Annotated in this window: 19 protein-coding genes and 1 pseudogene; 9 read left to right on the top strand and 11 right to left on the bottom strand. The window is 60.5% G+C overall.

Annotated elements, in window-relative coordinates; translation table 11 throughout:
* Positions 1-3 precede the first annotated feature (3 nt).
* Positions 4-1,062, bottom strand: coding sequence for an NAD(P)H-dependent flavin oxidoreductase (locus ACQUTP_RS01510; RefSeq protein ID WP_049003682.1), 1,059 nt, complete (start codon positions 1,060-1,062; stop codon positions 4-6).
* A gap of 89 nt (positions 1,063-1,151) precedes the next feature.
* Here ACQUTP_RS01510 and ACQUTP_RS01505 point away from each other — a divergent pair, with 89 nt between their 5' ends.
* The 7 genes from ACQUTP_RS01505 (at position 1,152) to ACQUTP_RS01475 (ending at position 6,302) form a co-directional block, all read left to right on the top strand.
* Entirely contained in the window at positions 1,152-1,997 is an 846-nt protein-coding gene (locus ACQUTP_RS01505) for a LysR substrate-binding domain-containing protein (RefSeq protein ID WP_017900370.1), read from the top strand.
* Positions 1,998-2,199: 202 nt separating this feature from the next.
* Positions 2,200-2,622, top strand: a complete 423-nt coding sequence (locus ACQUTP_RS01500) for a VOC family protein (protein ID WP_004205943.1) — start codon at positions 2,200-2,202, stop codon at positions 2,620-2,622.
* A 155-nt stretch (positions 2,623-2,777) separates the two neighbouring features.
* Positions 2,778-3,965 (top strand): MFS transporter, encoded by a 1,188-nt coding sequence (locus ACQUTP_RS01495; RefSeq protein ID WP_004205944.1) that lies wholly within the window; start codon positions 2,778-2,780, stop codon positions 3,963-3,965.
* 229 nt (positions 3,966-4,194) lie between these two features.
* On the top strand, positions 4,195-4,485 hold the full coding sequence (locus tag ACQUTP_RS01490; RefSeq protein ID WP_004205945.1) for a hypothetical protein: 291 nt from the start codon (positions 4,195-4,197) through the stop codon (positions 4,483-4,485).
* A gap of 202 nt (positions 4,486-4,687) precedes the next feature.
* On the top strand, positions 4,688-5,449 hold the full coding sequence (gene tam / locus ACQUTP_RS01485) for a trans-aconitate 2-methyltransferase (protein ID WP_004205946.1): 762 nt from the start codon (positions 4,688-4,690) through the stop codon (positions 5,447-5,449).
* Positions 5,450-5,610: 161 nt separating this feature from the next.
* Positions 5,611-5,931 carry a carboxymuconolactone decarboxylase family protein gene (locus ACQUTP_RS01480; protein ID WP_004205948.1) on the top strand — a complete coding sequence of 107 codons (321 nt, stop codon included), beginning with the start codon at positions 5,611-5,613 and terminating at the stop codon, positions 5,929-5,931.
* Positions 5,922-6,302, top strand: a complete 381-nt coding sequence (locus tag ACQUTP_RS01475) for a tautomerase family protein (protein ID WP_004205951.1) — start codon at positions 5,922-5,924, stop codon at positions 6,300-6,302. Before ACQUTP_RS01480 ends, ACQUTP_RS01475 begins: the two co-directional genes overlap by 10 nt.
* A 209-nt stretch (positions 6,303-6,511) precedes the next feature.
* On the opposite strand, the gene ACQUTP_RS01470 is transcribed toward ACQUTP_RS01475, so the two are convergent.
* From ACQUTP_RS01470 to sad, 7 genes are all read right to left on the bottom strand, one after another.
* Entirely contained in the window at positions 6,512-6,958 is a 447-nt protein-coding gene (locus tag ACQUTP_RS01470) for a GNAT family N-acetyltransferase (RefSeq protein ID WP_004205953.1), read from the bottom strand.
* 253 nt (positions 6,959-7,211) lie between these two features.
* Complete coding sequence (locus ACQUTP_RS01465; protein WP_285756036.1) at positions 7,212-8,663, bottom strand: tagaturonate reductase; 1,452 nt, start codon at positions 8,661-8,663, stop codon at positions 7,212-7,214.
* Between the two features lie 113 nt (positions 8,664-8,776).
* Complete coding sequence (locus tag ACQUTP_RS01460) at positions 8,777-9,307, bottom strand: GNAT family N-acetyltransferase (RefSeq protein WP_032456019.1); 531 nt, start codon at positions 9,305-9,307, stop codon at positions 8,777-8,779.
* A 77-nt stretch (positions 9,308-9,384) separates the two neighbouring features.
* The gene (locus ACQUTP_RS01455) at positions 9,385-10,809 is read right to left on the bottom strand and encodes a GGDEF domain-containing protein (protein WP_048294837.1); all 1,425 of its coding nucleotides are present in this window, start codon (positions 10,807-10,809) and stop codon (positions 9,385-9,387) included.
* A gap of 114 nt (positions 10,810-10,923) precedes the next feature.
* Positions 10,924-11,292 carry a DUF4186 domain-containing protein gene (locus ACQUTP_RS01450; RefSeq protein ID WP_064190025.1) on the bottom strand — a complete coding sequence of 123 codons (369 nt, stop codon included), beginning with the start codon at positions 11,290-11,292 and terminating at the stop codon, positions 10,924-10,926.
* Complete coding sequence (gene glsB / locus ACQUTP_RS01445; RefSeq protein ID WP_285756039.1) at positions 11,292-12,218, bottom strand: glutaminase B; 927 nt, start codon at positions 12,216-12,218, stop codon at positions 11,292-11,294. Before glsB ends, ACQUTP_RS01450 begins: the two co-directional genes overlap by 1 nt.
* 80 nt (positions 12,219-12,298) lie before the next feature.
* The gene (sad, locus tag ACQUTP_RS01440) at positions 12,299-13,684 is read right to left on the bottom strand and encodes a succinate-semialdehyde dehydrogenase (RefSeq protein WP_004205961.1); all 1,386 of its coding nucleotides are present in this window, start codon (positions 13,682-13,684) and stop codon (positions 12,299-12,301) included.
* Between the two features lie 106 nt (positions 13,685-13,790).
* On the opposite strand from sad, the gene ptrR reads away from it, so the two are divergent.
* A complete protein-coding gene (gene ptrR, locus ACQUTP_RS01435) occupies positions 13,791-14,669 on the top strand; it encodes a putrescine utilization regulator PtrR (RefSeq protein WP_285756041.1) in 879 nt (292 codons plus the stop codon).
* On the opposite strand, the gene ACQUTP_RS01430 is transcribed toward ptrR, so the two are convergent.
* Positions 14,623-15,105, bottom strand: coding sequence for a GNAT family N-acetyltransferase (locus tag ACQUTP_RS01430; protein WP_100050882.1), 483 nt, complete (start codon positions 15,103-15,105; stop codon positions 14,623-14,625). The two genes, ptrR and ACQUTP_RS01430, sit on opposite strands and share 47 nt — an antisense overlap.
* A gap of 146 nt (positions 15,106-15,251) precedes the next feature.
* On the opposite strand from ACQUTP_RS01430, the gene ACQUTP_RS01425 reads away from it, so the two are divergent.
* Positions 15,252-16,196: an L-lactate dehydrogenase gene (locus ACQUTP_RS01425; RefSeq protein ID WP_004205964.1), complete on the top strand. Its 945-nt coding sequence runs from the start codon at positions 15,252-15,254 to the stop codon at positions 16,194-16,196.
* Positions 16,197-16,217: 21 nt separating this feature from the next.
* Here the strand turns inward: ACQUTP_RS01425 and ACQUTP_RS01420 are convergent.
* Positions 16,218-16,298, bottom strand: a pseudogene (locus tag ACQUTP_RS01420) (DeoR/GlpR transcriptional regulator); the annotation flags it as partial.
* Entirely contained in the window at positions 16,298-17,092 is a 795-nt protein-coding gene (locus tag ACQUTP_RS01415; protein ID WP_285756043.1) for a PhzF family phenazine biosynthesis protein, read from the bottom strand. The gene ACQUTP_RS01415 and the pseudogene ACQUTP_RS01420, both read right to left, overlap by 1 nt.
* Positions 17,093-17,101: the final 9 nt, after the last annotated feature.

Raw genomic sequence — 17,101 nt, 5'->3', positions numbered from 1 at the left:
TCATTAGTTCCAGCCGCTCTCTGCCGCCAGCTGGCGGACCAGACTGGCGGCGTCACACTCGCGGATCAACCCCACCCCCTGCCCGGCCCAGTGGGCGCCATACTCATGGACGCCCTGGGCTTTCGCGGCGGCGGCCAGCGCTTTGCCGATATCATACGCCAGCGGATAATCCGGCACGGCGCTCGTCGGACAGGCTTCCCCTAGCGCGCAGAAGGCATTAGCCAGACAGCGTGCCGGACGCCCGGATATCGCGGAGGTCAGCACCGTACGCCCGTCAAGGCTGTTGTGGATCGCCGCGCGATAGCCGGCGTCGGCGGCCGATTCCGGACACAGTAAAAACGCCGTACCGAGCTGTACGCCCTGCGCCCCCAACTGCATCACGCTAGCGATCCCCGCTCCGTCCATGATGCCCCCGGCGGCCACTACCGGGATGGTTAGTCGACGCCGCAGAAGTTGCACCAGGGTGAAGGTGCTCAGCTGCGCGTCAGGCTCCTGCGGAGCAAAGATCCCCCGGTGCCCGCCCGCCTCATAGCCCTGAGCGACCACCACGTCGATCCCCTGCTGTTCAATCAGCAGCGCCTCCTGGAGCGAGGTTGCCGTCGCCAGGGTGACAATCCCCTGCTGTCGCAGACGCTGGATCGTCTCACCTTCAGGAAGGCCGAAATGAAAGCTCACCACCGCCGGCGAGTGGTCGAGAAGCAGCTCCAGCATGGCGGTGTGGCCGATAAACGTCTGGTATATCTCCCTAAGCGATGCCGGAGGCGTACTGCCAAAGCGGGTAAAATGGGGGCGCAGCGTCTCTGCCCAGTCCGCTTCACGTGGGGCGTTGCGCCGCGGCGGCGCATGGCAAAATAAATTGACATTGAACGGCCGGTCCGTCAGCTGGCGGGTGGCGACGATCATCGCTTCCGCCTGGGCAACGGTTGCAGCGCCCAGCCCCAGCGAACCCAGCGCCCCGGCATTACTCACCGCAGCAGCCAGCGCAGGGGTGGAGACGCCCGCCATCGGGGCCTGGATCAGGGGGTAGTCAATATCAAGAAGCGAAAGCAGTGAATTTTGCATGAGTTCCTCGTAGATGAGTGATGCCGGAGGCTTACCATCTCTTTTAAAGATGATAAGATCAACATCATTATCATATTGAGAATAAAAATATGAACCACAGCACACTGCAGATTTTTATCCAGGTGGCCGACACGCAAAGCGTCACCCTGGCAGCAAAACGGCTTGGCCGCGCCCAGTCTAATATCACCACCCGTATTCAGCAGCTAGAAGAGGAGCTTGCCGTGGAACTTTTCGTCCGCGGCAACAAAAAAATGGTGCTATCGCCGGCAGGCGTACAGTTCCTCAGCTATGCCCGGCGGATCCTGAGCCTGGCGGAGGAGGCAAAGCAGGCTCTGCATCCGACCACACCCGGCGGCAGCCTGCGGTTGGGCGCGATGGAGGCGACCGCCGCCAGCCGTCTGCCGCCGCTGCTTACCCGCTTCCAACAGCAATGCCCGCAGGTGGATGTCACCCTCAGCACCCGGCCGACCCGCCAGTTAGCCGAGGGGGTATTCACCGCCGCCCTCGATGCCGCGCTGGTCTGCCTGCCGCCAGGGCCGGATGGCCAACCGACATGCCCGCCCGGGCTGGAATCTGTCCCGGTGTTTCAGGAAACCCTGATGCTGGTCCGGCCGCAGGGCGCGGGCCCGCTGCGGTTCGCGGCATTTACCAGCGGCTGCAGCTATCGGGCGTTGGGAGAGCGCTGGCTGGCGGAGCAACAGGCGGCCGTCGAGGTGCATGAGGTTAGCTCCTATCACAGCATGCTGGCCTGCGTGGCCTCCGGGCGCTACGTCTGCCTGCTGCCGCAGAGCGTGCTGTCGCTGATGACGCTTCCCGAAAACTGCCTTAGCGAACCGCTGTGCGAGGCGACCACCCAGCTTATCTGGCGTCAGGGGTTCAGCACCTCCGCCCTCAGCGAGTGGCGCATCCTGTTGCAAAGCGCTGCGAACGGCTAAGCTAGAAGAGGATTCAGTGACACACGCGCAGGGGGCAACCCAGAGCTCTTGCCGACAAACGCAGAGGCGTTTTGCCGCTACAGTATCAACCCGAGCGACAACAGCGACAGAATCGCTTTTCGCCACAGGTCGCGGCTGTGACGCCGCTTTTTTGCCGGGTGGCGGCTGCGCCTGACCCGGCCTACGCCTTATGGGAGTCAATATGTCGTTCTGCCACATGCGCATCGCCAGACCGGTCAGCGAACTGGAGACCAGCGCCAGCATGTATTGCGCCGGGCTGGGGCTGCAGGAACTTGGCAGCTTTACCGATCATGAAGGATTTAGCGGGATTATGATCGGCTCCGCGGATGCCAGCTGGCATCTGGAATTCACCCACTGCCGCCACCATCCCGTTACCCCCTCGCCAGGAGATGAAGATCTGCTGGTGCTGTACTATCCGCAGCGTCAGGCCTGGGAGGCACAATGCAGCGCCATGGACGCCGCCGGGTTTCTGCGCGTCACGGCGTTCAACCCCTACTGGGAGGTCAACGGCGTCACTTTCGTCGACCGCGACGGCTATCGCACCGTGCTGCAAAACCGCGCCTGGGGCGTGGTGGGCGATGAGTCGCATGTGGCGGCGAGCTGACGATGATCGGGGCTGGCGTCAACCGCTGCAAAAGCAATTATTTACCTTCGGACAGACAACGTTCCCGTCGGTTACCGATAAAACGCCTTCCCGACTCGCCAGCCTTCTCGCGGCGCGCTATGCTAAACATCCCTATGTATTAACCCTTTATCCCTATGAGCACTTCCGTCAGCACCACGCAGCTTAATTTGCGCATCATTTCGATCGTTGTTTTTACCTGTATCTGCTATCTCTCCATTGGTCTGCCACTGGCCGTTCTACCGGGTTATATTCACTATCAGCTGGGCTACAGCACCTTTGTCGCCGGTATTGTGATCAGTCTGCAGTACATCTCCACGCTAATAAGCCGGCCGCACGCCGGGCGCTATACCGATATCTGGGGGCCGAAAAGAGTGGTTAGCCTCGGGATCGTCTGCTGTCTGCTTAGCGGCGCCTTCACGCTGCTGGCGGTAATGTTGCAGACGATGCCCATGCTGGCGATTGCCGCGCTGTTGGCGGGCCGGGTATTTCTTGGCGTCGGCGAGAGCTTTACCGCCACCGGAGCCACCCTCTGGGGGATCAAAACCGTCGGCGCGATCCATACGTCACGGGTGATCTCGTGGAACGGCGTGGCGACCTATGTGGCGATGGCGGTGGGCGCGCCGCTGGGGGTCACTCTTAACCACTATTTCGGCATCAGCGGCTTTGCCACGGTGGTGGTGATGGTCGCCGCCATCGGCCTGCTGTTCGCCCGCACGCGGCAAGACGTCAGCGTGACCGCCGGTGTCAGAGCGCCCTTTCACGCGGTGGTGCGCAAAATCTGGCCTTATGGCCTGGGGCTGGCCTTTGGCACCGTCGGTTTCGGCGTTATCGCCACCTTTATCACACTTTACTTTGCCGCGCACAGCTGGCAGGGCGCCGCGTTTACCCTCTCGCTGTTCAGCGTCGGTTTTATCTGTGTTCGCCTGGTGCTGGGGAATACCATCACCCGCTATGGCGGAGTCCCGGTCTCCCTGGCCTGCTTCGTCATCGAATGTCTCGGTCTGCTGCTTATCTGGCTGGCGCCGTCAGCCTGGGTGGCGGGTATCGGCGCCTTCCTCACCGGCTCGGGTTTTTCGCTGGTCTTCCCGGCGTTGGGGGTTGAGGCGGTAAAACAGGTGGAAGAGCAAAACCAGGGGACCGCCCTCGGCACCTACTCGGCGTTCCTTGACCTCGCGCTGGGGCTGACCGGGCCGCTGGCCGGCTGGGTCGCCGGCTACTACGATCTCGCCACCCTGTATCTGCTGGCGGCGATCGTCGTCGTGTTCGCTTTCCTGCTGATTTTACGCGTACATCTGCAACAGCGGGCAGCGGTCAGGACGTAGCCAGGCCCGGCTCGCGGATCGCCGCGGGCTGCCGACACCGGCAAAAAACGAATCGGCAATTGACGACGATTCGGCTTCCGTGCCAACATCCCCCTCAGCGTCTGGCGACAGATGCAAGGACGGTGGCGGAAAACAACAGAGATCGCGCAACGATCCAGCCCGCCGCCGTAGTCCAATCCGAATCACTGACCCACACGGTGAATTCCTGATTCTGGCGGGAAACACAGACATGCACCAAAGTTTTAATCAGCGCGTTCATTTCTATTACTGCGTCCTGGTCGCGCTGAAGATGCACGGAAAGTCGAAAAAGTCGGGCGGTATCCGTGGAAAGAACAACTTTCTGCTGAAATGGCTGCGCCGTGCGCAGGATAACAACATTTTCCATCCCGATATCACCAGTGAAATCGAATGGCTGCGCGGGAAGATTATTCAGGCCGGCTACGATACCGATCTCGAGCCGATGCTGGATTTTGTTTACGCCACCGCCAGCCGCGCCGAAGCGCTGAAGAACGCCGAATAAGCCACTGCGCCCGCTGCGGGCGCAGATGCTGACCAATCCGCTTCCCCTCACAAAGTGCCCATACCGCACGCGATAGCCTGCTGATGCCATTTTATCTGTGACAGTGTCACGCTGCCAGGTGCTGCAGGGGATCATTTCCCCTGACAGACGGCCCTGGGCGTTCTATGCTTTGCCCTGTCTCCCTCATACAGGACAACGCCCGATGGCTGACTGGAATCCTTCGCTGTATCTGCAGTTTGACGCTGAGCGCACCCGCCCGGCGGCTGACCTGCTTTCCCGTATCGCTCACCTGCAGGTAGAGAGCGTCGTTGACCTCGGCTGTGGGCCGGGCAACAGTACCCGCCTGCTGCGTGCCGCCTGGCCGCTGGCGGCGATCGTCGGTATCGATAACTCCCCGGCCATGCTGGACCAGGCGGCGCGGGCCTTACCCGACTGTGAGTTCATCGAGGCCGATATCGCCAGCTGGCGGCCTGCGCAACCGCCAGACGTGATCTATGCCAACGCCTCGCTGCAGTGGCTGGCGGATCATGAGACGCTGTTTCCGCATCTGGTGAATCAGCTGGCGGATAACGGTACGCTGGCGGTGCAGATGCCGGATAACTGGCAGGAGCCCTCCCATACTCTGATGCGTCAGGTCGCCGGCGAGCTGGGAATGCCGGACCGCGGCCGCCAGCCCTTGCTTCCGCCGGACGCCTGGTACGATCTGCTCACCCGACAGGGCTGTGAAGTTGATATCTGGCGCACCACCTATTTTCATCCGCTCGCTTCTCATCAGGCGATAGTCGACTGGCTGCAGGGCACCGGATTGCGACCTTATCTGACGGACCTCGATGAGCAGGCCAAAAGCGCCTTTCTGACCCGCTATTTGGCATTGTTGGCCGACCACTATCCGTTACAGTGTAACGGAATGGTGCTTCTACGCTTTCCACGTCTGTTTATCGTGGCGCGAAAAATAGCCGCCTGACGGTTGCCTTGAGCGTGGCGTAAAACATAACCAATACATAAGCAAGTCGAGCCAGCAAACATTCCTGTTTTTCAGGATCAATTATCCTGAACATTGCGATATTCAACACCTTCCTCAGCGTGCGACAGTGACGACCACTTCAACCTGTAACGGGAGTCACCATGGATACCACCCCTGTCGATCGCCACACGCTGGCCGCCATTGCGCCAAAACTGGCAGAACTGACCGAAACGGTGCTGTTTGGCGATATCTGGGCGCGCAGCGAGCTGTCGCCCCGGGAACGCAGCTTAATCACCCTCTCCGCCCTGACGGCGCTGGGCAAAACCGAGCAACTGCCCTGGCATATCGCCTACGGCTATCGAAATGGCCTGAGCCAGGAGGAAATTGTCGAATTATTTACCCACCTGGCGTTCTACGCCGGCTGGCCGGCGGCGGCCAGCGCCCTGACCTGCCTGAACGCGCAGGAGGCGCCATGCCTCTGACCCGTATTTCGCTTGGTACGGCATGGCGTCCCGCGGAGTTTGCTCAGCTGTCGGCGCTATTCCATGAGTGCCTGGTGGCGGAGTTTGCCGTGCCGCCGGCGGACAAATTTCAGTTTATCGAGCAGACCGCCGACGGGCAGCGCATTTACGACCCGCATTATCTTAGCGGCGGTCGCAGCGATCGCTTCGTGCTGTTTCATATTTTCGCCGGAAAACCGCGCCGCCGGGCGCAGAAACAGGGTCTCTATCGTCGGCTCTGCGCGCGGTTAGCCGATGAGATGGCGGTCAGCCCGCAGGACGTGATGGTGGTGATCCAGTTTAACCAGCTGGAGGACTGGAGTTTTAGCGCCGGCAAAATGGCGGGTGAATAAGTCAGGCGGCGCCTGCAGGGGCGCCGCGATTCAGGCTATTTAGTTGCTACCAGGCGAGATGATGCACCAGTGACAGATCCCAGGCCGTCGCCAATAGCGAAAGAAACATTATCAGATTGACCACTGTTTCGAGACGTTTTTCCATCGTTGCTTCTCCTGAGCCTGTTTCCCCTGTTATAGCGGGAAAAGCTTAACAGCATCTTATCGCTTCAGGAGTCAAGGGTGATCCTGTAGCGTACATAATCGTCAGCCGGGGTGAATTCATCATACAGGTGGCGGGCGGGATTATCACGGCGAGTATGCCAGTACAGACGTGACCAGCCTTGATCAGCCCCTTCGGTTTGCAGCGACTTAATCAGCGTTCTGGCAATGCCTTGTCCGCGGAAAGCTGGATCGACGAACAGATCCTCCAGATAGCAGATTGGCGTGGTGACCCAGGTGCCTTCGTGCAGAATGCAGATAGCGAATCCCACCACCGTATCATTCACCACTGCGACCCTGCCCAGCACGGGTGAGTTCACGTCCAGCATCCGCTGCCAGGTGCATTCGGTCACCTCTTCCGGCTGCGGACTGCCGTAGAAGTGGGTATAGCCTTCCCAGAGCTGAAGCCATTCGGCTTTGTCATGCGGCCTTACTTCCCGGATATCGATGACCATGCGAGTTTCCTTACAGATGAATGAATTAGCCTGCGAACATTGGCAGGAACCAGGTATTAAGGCCATTATTTTCCTGCGCAGATATTTGTTCAAGCGGCTTAACCATAATTCCCGCCTGCGCAGGGCGATTTGGCACTAAAAAGCCTATTGCAGCGGGGCTGCTGACCGGCTCTATCGGGACAATAAAAAAGTATGTTGTAACTAATTTGAGTGCCAATAAACCCGGCCGCAGCCGGGTGAAGAGACTCCGCTATCAGCAGAGCGGCCTGACGGCGTCGCGCATCCCGCGGGTCAGAATAGCGTCAAGGTCAGCGGCGACCTGATCCACCAGTCCGGGGATCTGGCTTAGATCCTGCTCCCAGTGGGACTCCACGCTGAGCACAGCGGAAACCAGCTCGCGGGTGCTTATCTGACCGTCGCGATGGCGGGCCCAGAGCGTCTGGTAGCGCGTCAGCCAGTCAGCATCATCCTGTACCGGATAGCATGTCCCCTCCCGCTCTCCTCGGTAGAAGGCGATCAGCGCCGCCAGCGCGAAGGTCAGGCGCGGCGGCAGCGTGCCATGCGCCTTCTGCCCTGCCAGCAGCTGCGGCAGAATACGGGTGCGGTACTTGGTCATGCCGTTGAGGGCGATCGAGAGCAGCTGATGTTTGATATAGGGATTGCGGAAGCGCCCGGTCACGGCGCTGGCGAATGACACCAGCTCATCGCGCGGCAGGTCCAGCACCGGAATAATCTCGTCATAAATCGCTTTTTCGACAAACGCGCAAATCTCCGCGTCGTTCATCGCTTCGCCGACGGTATCGATTCCAGCCTGGAAGGCCACCGGCACCAGGGCGGTGTGCGCCCCGTTAAGGATCGCCACTTTGCGCTCTTTATAGGGCTTGATATCGTCGACGATACGCACATTCAGCGGCAGCTTATCGAGACGCAGCTCGCTGGCCAGCGAAGCGGGCCCCTGGATAACAAACAGATAGAAGTGCTCGGCGGTATCGAGGAAAGCGTCTTGATAGCCGGTTTGCGCCTCCAGAGCCGCCACTTCATCGCGCGGATAGCCGGTCACAATGCGATCCACCAGGGTGGAACAGAAGGTGTTCGCCGAGGTGAGCCAGTTGATAAAGTCCTGCGGCAGCTGCCACTCGGCGGCATAGCGCAGGACCAGGGCCTGCAGCGCCTCACCGTTATAATCGATCAGTTCGCAGGGGATAATCACCCATCCCTTATCGGCTGCGCCGGCGAAATGCTGGTAACGCTCAAACAGCAAGCGGGTTAGTTTCGCCGGATAGCTGACCGGCGGCGCGTCGTCAAACCGATCCCCGGCATGGTAGCTGATGCCTGCCTCGGTGGTATTGGAGAAGACAAACCGTATCTCCGGGTTATGCGCCAGACGTAAAAAAGCGTCGTAGTCAGCGTAAGCGCTGATTTCGCGGTTGACCGATCGGATCAACCGCGCGTCGCTAACCGCTTCGCCCTGCTCGTTGAGACCACGGATAATGGTGGTATAGAGGCCGTCCTGGGTGTTCAGCGACGGTGGAAAATCCGTGTCAATGGGGCGAACGACCACGATGCCCGCATTCAGGTCGGTATGCTCGTTGAGCAGGTCGATCTGCCAGTCAACGAATGCGCGCAGGAAGTTGCCTTCACCAAACTGGACGATACGGTCAGGGTACTGCGCGCCGGGGAAATCACGACGGTTTAATGTTTTCACAATGGGTTCCCTCTAATAGTAGTCATACAACCTGAGTAATTGGTCCAATAAGTTATCAGGTTTTACGACCACTGAAACCCTGTTTTGATCAAAGCATTCTGCAATAGCGGCCGTCAGGGCAGAAACTTATAGAACAGCGAGGTGGCAGTCATCTTGCCGTCTGGCATCAGCGCATAGCGCGGAATTTCCCCCACTTTTTCCCAACCGCAGCGAACATAGAACTGCTCCGCCCCGCTGCCGGTCGCCGTGTCCAGCACCAGCACTGTCTTCCCTTCCCGGCGAGCGGTTTGCTCCAGCTCCGCCATCAGCGCGTTGGCAATACCCTGGCGGCGGGCATTTTGGTGAACCAAAAGTTTGGCGACATCCGCACGATGCGGCTGATTTTCCGGCTGGCTGATAATCAGCTGCACGGTGCCGACGGGGCGCGAGTCAGCGTCAAGGGCGGCCAGCACGATGCGCTCCCCTGCCGCCACACTGTCAGCGGTACGTTGCCAGAAGGTCGTCGCGGTTTGCAGACTGAAAGGCAGCATAAAGCTCACCGAGGCGCCGCCGTTAACGCAGCTGGCCAGGATATCGCTTAATGCCGGAAGATGATGAAGAATATCGTCACGCGACAGCGTGCGCAGTGAAAAGGATGTGGTCATAAGAGCTCCCTGTTATCGACCACATCACTATGTTTTTAACCAAAAATTAACACAAGAGAGATCCTGATAGGATTTTCTTATGGCGCACTTTCGGTGAGCGCCGGCATACAGATGCGGTTACGGCCGGTCTGTTTGGCTTTGACCATTTCATCATCCGCCGCCAGCAGCAGCTGGTTAAACAGTTCGGTAATGCGGGCGTGGCCCACCTCGCGGGTCTCCAGTCCCATACTGATGGTCAGATGGATCGGGTTCTGACCGAGGCCGAAGGATTGCGACTCCACACCGTGGCGGATCTTCTCCGCCAGCACATAGCCCTGCTGAGCGCTGTCGACGACGGCGGCCACGGCAAACTCCTCGCCGCCGATACGGGCAACCATCCCCTGCTCGCCCACCAGGTGTCGAACCTGCTGGGCAAACTGGGTCAGCACGCAATCGCCGCCTTCATGGCCCAGAGCATCATTCACTCGCTTGAAGCCATCGATATCCAGCACCATCACCGTCAGCAGCTTATCTGCCGGCAGCGCCTGGCGCTTCAGCGCCTCGCTCAGCCCGGAACGGGAATAGACGCGGGTCTGGAAATCAAAATCAGCGCGCAGGGCCAGCTGCTTCACCAGCATGTTAATCGCCTCGACGCTGGAGGCGACGATCACCGGGCTTATCAGCATAGCCGCGATCCCCAGGCGGGTGGAGAACAGCTGCCACGGCTGCATTCGCGTATCCGGCGAAAAGTGAATTAACGAGTTGGCCACCAGCAGTATCTCGCCGATGCCGGTGAGAAAGGTCAACAGGCAGGTCAGCGGCAGCGGATAGCGCACGGCGCACCAGATCAGGGCCGGTAACGGGAAGGTAATGCTGCCGGCGCCGCCCACCGCCACGCCGAGGGCAATCGACAGCACCAGCGCCAGCGCTGGCAGCAGCTGGTGAAAGCGAAAACCGCTTAACGCGGATGGCAGCGTCAGGGTCAGAATAAACGGCAGGATAAGCACCGCCGTCGAGAACTGCTCGCTAAACCAGTCCGCCAGCTGGGGGATAAAGGTGGCGCGCTCGACGTCCACCGACCCCAGCGCGCCGACCGCTGCGCACAGCAACGCGGCTAACAGACAGAAACAGAATAAATTAAGCGCGTTAATCGGGCCTGGCATGGAATCGGCGCGTCGTTTATCCCACAGTACCAGCTGTGCCAGGGTCACAATAAAGACAATATTGGAGAAGTTAATCAGCAATGAGGCAAAGCCCATTCCCCAGCGCGAGGTTAATCCGTCATAGACCAGCATTGCCGCAAAGCAGACGGCATAAAAATAGCTGCGATTAAGCCATACGTAGCGCGCAAAAATCCCGGCCATCACGGCGTTGAGCGGCCAGAAGAAAGAGAGCTCCTGCACCAGACGCAGCATGGCGCCCAGAAAATGCAGCAGTAGCGTTAACGTAAATAAGACCAGTGCATCGCGCACGGGTTGTTCTTCACGAAACAGTGTAAATGACCGAATCGACAGTGAAGACATTCAGTAATTATCCGTCTAATTGTTTCAGGCAATTATTATGTTAATAGTTAGTTAGCGGATTATCATAACATGAGAATATTTATCAGGCATACTCCGGCGCCGATCAAATGCAAATTAGCGCACAGACGGCGCGTTCATCTGCAGCACCAGCCAGCGGTGGATCACCTGCACAATATAGCGCTGTTCCTGCTCGCTCAGCGCGCGGCCGTGGGGAATGGCGTGCCATTTTTCCAGGCAGCCGCGACAGCAGGTGGCGGTCGCGTGCTGGGCGATAAACACCGGGTGACCGCGCATCGGCGTCTGCTTGCCATCATTGGCCGGCGCGGCGGGCGCCAGCCGCTGGCGAATAAAATCGGCGGCGTGCTGGTCGATGACCTCCGGTCCCTTATCGAGACAATATTGCCGCTCTTTCCCACCCAGCCGGAAGCGCGAACGAAACGTCGAGCGCGCCAGACGAGCAAACAACCGATCCTGATCGACCATCAGAACACCGACCTCCCCAGCCGCTGAGTCAGTTTCTCCAGCAGCGCCACCCCGGCCAGCGAGTTACCCGCCTCGTCAAGCTCCGGGCTCCACACCGCGATCGCCATCTCCTGCGGCACGATCGCCACAATTCCGCCGCCGACGCCCGATTTCGCCGGCAGCCCCACGCGCCAGGCGAACTCGCCGGCGTTCTGGTACATGCCGCTGGTCATCATCAGGGCATTCACCTGACGGGACTGGATAGGCGCGATAACCGGCTTTTCCAGGTGCGGGGCGATGCCGCGATCGGCGAGGAAGAGAAAGGTTCGCGCCAGCTCGACGCAGCTCATCTCCAGCGAACAGTAATGAAAATAGTTCTGCAGCACGGTGGTGACGTCGTTATGGAAGTTGCCGAAGGATTTCATCAGCCAGGCGATAGCGGCGTTGCGCGCCGAATGCTCAAACTCAGAGCGGGCCACCAGCGGATCGTAGGCGATATCGGTCACGCCGCTGAGGCGGCGGACAATCTCCAGCATCCGCTGGCGCGGCGCGCTGAGCCGGCTCTGCAGCATGTCGCAGACCACCAGCGCCCCGGCGTTGATAAACGGGTTGCGCGGTTTACCCTGCTCGATCTCCAGCTGCAGCAGCGAGTTAAACGGCTGTCCGGAGGGATCTTTCCCCACCCGCTGCCAGATCTCTTCTTCCTGATAGTGGTTCATGGCCACCACCAGACTCAAAACTTTGGAGATCGACTGGATGGAGAATCGTTCATGCGCATCGCCGGCGGCAAAATGTTGCCCGTCCACTGTACTGATAGCGATGCCAAGCTTGTCGCCGCTGACGCTGGCCAGCGCCGGAATATAATCCGCCACTTTACCGCGGCCAATCAGCGGCCTGATTTCTGCCAGAATGGCTTCCAGCATTGCGTTATTGATCACCGTCGCCACGCGCGGCTCCTTGCCCACCGTCGAATTTTGGTGGGCGAGTATAGCAGACGAGAACGACGGTCGTCAGGGGCAAACACAGATTAGCGACGGTCTTTCCAGACGGTCTGCGCATTGCAGAACTCGTGCAGACCAAAATGCGACAGTTCACGACCAAAACCGCTCTTCTTCACGCCGCCGAAAGCCACCCGGGCGTCGCTGGCGCAGTAGCCGTTAAGGAAGACGCCGCCGCACTCCAGCTCGCGGGCAAAGCGCTGAGCCTGCGCCTCGTCGGTGGTGTAGACCGTTGCTGACAGGCCAAATTCGCTGTCGTTGGCAAGGGCCAGCGCGTGGTCCGCATCTCGGGCGGTGGTCAGGGTCGCCACCGGACCAAACAGTTCCTGGCGGAAGCCGGTCATTCCGGCGGTGACGTTGCCCAGGACCGTGGGCGCGTAGTAATTGCCCGCCCCTTCGATTTTCTCCGCCCCCAGCAGCAGGGTCGCGCCTTCATCGAGGGTCGCCGTGACCTGCTGGTGCAGTTCATCGCGCAGATCGAATCGCGCCATCGGCCCGACGTAATTCTGCTCGTCGCGCGGATCGCCCATCTTCAGCGCCGCGACGGCGTCAACAAATTTGCGGGTGAAGGCTTCGGCAATGCCGGCTTCGAGGATAAAGCGTTTCGACGCGGCGCACACCTGGCCGCTGTTCTGATAGCGGCCGGTGACGGCGGCCTTTACCGCTTCATCCAGATCGGCGTCGTTCAGGACGATAAAGGGATCGGATCCCCCCAGCTCGAGCACGCATTTTTTCAGCGCTGCGCCCGCCTGAGCGCCAATCGCTTTTCCGGCGCGGACGCTGCCGGTGACGGTCACCGCCGCGATGCGGTCGTCATTGATAATCTGCGAAACGCCGTCATTGGTGGCGTTGACCCAGCCAAAAACCCCCTCCGGCAGGCCGGCGGCGGCAAAAATTTCGCCCAGCAGACGGGCGCTGCCCATTACGTTAGGGGCATGCTTCAGCAGGTAGCTGTTGCCGGCCAGCAGGATCGGCACCGCGCCGCGCAGCACCTGCCAGACCGGGAAATTCCACGGCATCACCGCCAGAATGGCCCCCAGTGGACGATATTCGATCACCGCCTGGTTATTTTCCACCAGGGTGGCTTCGGTCGCCAGCATCGCCGGGCCATGTTCGGCATACCAGTCGCAGAGGTTGGCGGATTTCGCCACCTCGCCGCGAGCCTGAGCAATCGGTTTGCCCATCTCGAGCGTGATCGTCTGGGCCACCTCTTCACCGCGGGCGCGCAGCTCGGCCCCAATGCGGCGCAGCGCGTCGGCGCGTGCGGCGAGCGGCGTCTGACGCCACTGGCGATAACCCGCCGCGGCGAGAGCGATAGCCGCGTCGACCTCGCGTTCGCTGGCCCACGGCAGCGAGGAGACCACCTCACCGGTAGTCGGGTTGACGGAGACGGCGTGCGTTGCAGATAAATTCATCGTTATTCTCTCTCTCGTTGCTTGCGAAGTGAGCGTATTCTGGCTTACCTTTCCATTCATTGAAAATGAATAATATTAAGCAACGCATTCACAAAAGAAGAATGGTATGGACCTGACTCAACTTGAGATGTTTAACGCTGTCGCTAGCACCGGCAGCATCACCCAGGCGGCGCAAAAAGTGCATCGTGTGCCGTCCAACCTCACCACCCGCATCCGCCAGCTGGAGGCTGATCTTGGCGTTGAGCTGTTTATTCGCGAGAACCAGCGGCTGCGCCTCTCCCCCGCGGGCCACAGCTTTTTACGCTACAGCCAGCAGATCCTCGCCCTGGTTGACGAGGCGCGAATGGTGGTGGCGGGCGACGAACCCCAGGGGCTGTTCTCTCTCGGTTCGCTGGAGAGCACCGCGGCGGTGCGGATCCCCACCACCCTGGCCCACTTTAATCAGCGTTACCCGAAAATTCATCTCGCCCTCTCCACCGGCCCCTCCGGGACGATGATCGACGGCGTGCTGGAGGGAGCCCTGAGCGCCGCGTTCGTTGATGGACCGCTGGTGCATCCGGGCCTGGAGGGGCTGCCGGTGTTCCCTGAAGAGATGATGATCGTCGCCCCCTACGGCCACGCGCCCATCGCCCACGCCCGCGAAGTGAACGGGGCAAATGTCTACGCTTTTCGCGCCAACTGTTCCTACCGCCGGCATTTTGAGAGCTGGTTCCATGCCGACAGAGCGACCCCGGGGAGGATCCACGAGATGGAGTCTTACCACGGGATGCTGGCCTGCGTGATCGCCGGCGCGGGCCTGGCGTTGATCCCGCGCAGTATGCTGGAAAGTATGCCCGGCCATCAGCAGGTATCCGCCTGGCCGCTGGCGGAAGAGTGGCGCTGGCTCACCACCTGGCTGGTGTGGCGCCGGGGCGCCAAAACCCGCCAGCTGGAGGCGTTTATAGCGCTGCTGAACGAAGATCGGCGAACAGCGGTTTCTCCATAAACACGCTGAGCGGATCGGGCTGGTAAGGGGCAAACGCGCAGCGGGTCTGATAGCCGTTGCGCGTATAGAGGGTGATGGCCGCATGCTGATGGATGCCGGTCTCCAGGCGCAGAGTATGGCAGTCGCGCCGCCGCGCTTTCTCCTCCAGGGCCGCCAGCAGCTTTTCTCCCAGCTGCTGTCCGCGGTGCTGTGGATCGATATAGACCCGCTTCATCTCGCCAAAACCTTCAGCGCTGAGGACAATGGCCCCGCAGCCAACGGCTTCGCCCTGCGGACTGCGAATCGCCAGGGCGATCACTGTCTCTGGCGGCAGCTGGCCGAGGTCCAGCAGATGGTTGCTCTCTGCCGGGTAGAGTGTCTCCTGCCAGGCGTCGAGGGCGGCAATCAGGGCGGTAAATTCGGCGTCGGTGGGGGCGATGTCGGTAACGGTATACATAGGTGAGCTCCTTTTTTTTACGCCACTGTAGCGCGCCTCAGGACGGTTTCCGCCATAGCATTAACTTATATTGCCGCCAACCACTTGCGCTAACTCACTGAAACACAGTAACTTTATCCCCTGACGTTCGTTTTTGAGAGCTGAATATGCACACCAAAGCCCGTAAAGTGATGATTATTGGCGCCGGCAACGTCGGCGCGTCGGCGGCCTACGCGCTGCTCAATCAGAGCATCTGCGAGGAGCTGATCCTCGTCGACATTAACCAACAGCGCGCCGAGGCACACGCTCAGGACCTCAGCGATGCCGCGGCCTATCTGCCGGGGATGATGACCATCTCTACCCGCGAGGCCAGCGACTGCGCTGATGTCGACATCGCGGTGATCACCGTCTCCGGGGGCGCGCTGCGTCCAGGCCAGAGCCGACTGGATGAACTGACCACCACAGCGAAGATAGTGCAGCGCATCGTGCCAACGATGATGGCCAATGGGTTTAACGGCATCTTTCTGGTGGCCACGAACCCCTGCGACATCATCACCTGGCAGGTATGGCAGCTCTCCGGCCTGCCGCGCAGCCAGGTGCTGGGCACCGGCGTCTGGCTGGATACCACCCGCCTGCGCCGTCTGCTGGCGCAGGAACTGAACATTGGCGCCCAGAGCATCGACGCTTTTATCCTCGGCGAGCACGGCGACACTCAGTTTCCGGTTTGGTCGCACTCCTCGGTGTATGGCTCGCCGATAGCCGACCTCTACCAGCAGCGCACCGGCCGGCCGCTCGACCGCGAGGCGATGGCCGATAAAGTGCGTAAGCTGGGGTTTGAGATCTACGCCGGTAAAGGCTGTACGGAATATGGTGTGGCAGGCACCATCGCCGAGATCTGCCGTAATATTTTTACCGGCAGCCACCGCGCGCTGGCGGTCTCCTGCATTCTTGACGGTGAGTACGGGGTCTGCGGCGCGGCGGCTGGGGTGCCGGCGGTGCTGGCCCAGGGGGGCGTGGAGCAGATTATCGAACTGCGGCTGGCCGACGAAGAGCAGGCGAAGTTCAGCCAGTCGATTGCGGTAATCAAAGCCAATATCGCGCGTCTGCCCTGATGGCAGACGGCGACGTCTGGTTCAGTCGGCAATGATCAGCTGTGGGGAAAGGGTCACCAGCGCCTCGCGGGTCGCTTCCGGCAGGTGGCTGTCGGTAACGATTACCCTCGCAGATAAACCGTTCCGCGCAGATAGGTGGTGGCCTGGCCGCCTATCAGCACCCTGTCGCCCTGCCACTGGCAGCGCAGGTCGCCGCCGCGGGCGGAGCCCTGGCGCGCCATCATGGTGGTTTTCCCCAGTTTTTCGCCCCACCAGGGGATCAGCATGCTATGGGCGGAGCCGGTCACCGGATCCTCCGGCACCCCTTCACCCGGGCAGAAGAAGCGGCTGACAAAGTCATACTCCTCATCCGACGCGCTGACGCAGATCATTTTGCCAAGCGTCTGCAGGCGCGCCATGTCCGGCCGCACCGCTTCAACCTGCTGACGATCCGCCAGCAGCACCAGATAATCGCGCCCTTCACGTACCTCGACGGCCGCCTCGAGGCCTAGTCCGGCCAGCAGGTCCGCCGGCGGGTTGGCCACCGGGGTGGTCGTCCACGCCGGGAAGTCGAGCGTCAGCCAGTCGCCGCTGCGGGTGACTCGCAGGTCGCCAACGAAGCGGGTGCTGAAGGTGATGGTCGCCGAGGGATGGTCGAGATATTCAAAAATAACGTGCGCCGCGGCCAGGGTGGCATGACCGCAGAGGTTGATCTCGTGCAGCGTGGTAAACCAGCGCAGCTCATAGCCTTCGTCGGTGCGGACGAAGAACGCCGTTTCGGACTGATTATGCTGTTGGGCCATTTTCAGCAGCACATCGTCGGCTAACCACTCGCTGAGGGGGCAGACGGCCGCGGCATTGCCACCGAAGTTTTTATCGCTGAAAGCATCGACCAGATAAAATTGAATTTCCTGCATACACTGTCC

Source organism: Klebsiella sp. 2-CIP_Kleb. (genome assembly GCF_050378715.1).
Taxonomy (GTDB): Bacteria; Pseudomonadota; Gammaproteobacteria; order Enterobacterales; family Enterobacteriaceae; genus Klebsiella; species Klebsiella quasipneumoniae.
The sequence above is the reverse complement of the archived record's forward strand: the minus strand, read 5'-3'. Positions and strand labels throughout refer to the sequence as shown.

Coding starts and splice junctions, on each gene's coding strand:
- ACQUTP_RS01510 (WP_049003682.1), bottom strand. CDS start 1,062: ATGCAAAATTCACTGCTTTCGCTTCTTGATATTGACTACCCCCTGATC.
- ACQUTP_RS01505 (WP_017900370.1), top strand. CDS start 1,152: ATGAACCACAGCACACTGCAGATTTTTATCCAGGTGGCCGACACGCAA.
- ACQUTP_RS01500 (WP_004205943.1), top strand. CDS start 2,200: ATGTCGTTCTGCCACATGCGCATCGCCAGACCGGTCAGCGAACTGGAG.
- ACQUTP_RS01495 (WP_004205944.1), top strand. CDS start 2,778: ATGAGCACTTCCGTCAGCACCACGCAGCTTAATTTGCGCATCATTTCG.
- ACQUTP_RS01490 (WP_004205945.1), top strand. CDS start 4,195: ATGCACCAAAGTTTTAATCAGCGCGTTCATTTCTATTACTGCGTCCTG.
- tam (WP_004205946.1), top strand. CDS start 4,688: ATGGCTGACTGGAATCCTTCGCTGTATCTGCAGTTTGACGCTGAGCGC.
- ACQUTP_RS01480 (WP_004205948.1), top strand. CDS start 5,611: ATGGATACCACCCCTGTCGATCGCCACACGCTGGCCGCCATTGCGCCA.
- ACQUTP_RS01475 (WP_004205951.1), top strand. CDS start 5,922: ATGCCTCTGACCCGTATTTCGCTTGGTACGGCATGGCGTCCCGCGGAG.
- ACQUTP_RS01470 (WP_004205953.1), bottom strand. CDS start 6,958: ATGGTCATCGATATCCGGGAAGTAAGGCCGCATGACAAAGCCGAATGG.
- ACQUTP_RS01460 (WP_032456019.1), bottom strand. CDS start 9,307: ATGACCACATCCTTTTCACTGCGCACGCTGTCGCGTGACGATATTCTT.
- ACQUTP_RS01455 (WP_048294837.1), bottom strand. CDS start 10,809: ATGTCTTCACTGTCGATTCGGTCATTTACACTGTTTCGTGAAGAACAA.
- ACQUTP_RS01450 (WP_064190025.1), bottom strand. CDS start 11,292: ATGGTCGATCAGGATCGGTTGTTTGCTCGTCTGGCGCGCTCGACGTTT.
- sad (WP_004205961.1), bottom strand. CDS start 13,684: ATGAATTTATCTGCAACGCACGCCGTCTCCGTCAACCCGACTACCGGT.
- ptrR (WP_285756041.1), top strand. CDS start 13,791: ATGGACCTGACTCAACTTGAGATGTTTAACGCTGTCGCTAGCACCGGC.
- ACQUTP_RS01430 (WP_100050882.1), bottom strand. CDS start 15,105: ATGTATACCGTTACCGACATCGCCCCCACCGACGCCGAATTTACCGCC.
- ACQUTP_RS01425 (WP_004205964.1), top strand. CDS start 15,252: ATGCACACCAAAGCCCGTAAAGTGATGATTATTGGCGCCGGCAACGTC.
- ACQUTP_RS01415 (WP_285756043.1), bottom strand. CDS start 17,092: ATGCAGGAAATTCAATTTTATCTGGTCGATGCTTTCAGCGATAAAAAC.